This window comes from Pseudomonas sp. RA_35y_Pfl2_P32, assembly GCF_963970735.1.
Taxonomy (GTDB): Bacteria; Pseudomonadota; Gammaproteobacteria; order Pseudomonadales; family Pseudomonadaceae; genus Aquipseudomonas.
On sequence record NZ_CAXAQF010000459.1, the window covers coordinates 1 to 229 of the forward strand.

Sequence of the window (229 nt, forward strand, 5' to 3'; positions counted from 1 at the left end):
GTCACGGTCAGGTCTTGTTTGAGGACCTGGTCGACCTTGACGGTGAACTTCGGTGCGGCGTTTTCCAGTACGTCGCCGTTGCTTTCGATGGTGACGGTGATTTTGTCGCCGTCAGCACCTGGCTCGTCAGTGACCGAAGTGGTCAGGGTGGTATCGCCCAGTGTCAGCTTCTCGAAGTTGTTAGCCGAAACTGACTCGAGTTTGTTGACGATGGCGTCCTGACCGCCAG

Annotated in this window: 1 protein-coding gene; it reads right to left on the reverse strand. The window is 56.8% G+C overall.

Annotated elements, in window-relative coordinates:
* On the reverse strand, window positions 1–229 hold a 229-nt coding region (locus AACY45_RS29165), incomplete at both ends, for a hypothetical protein (RefSeq protein ID WP_339548923.1).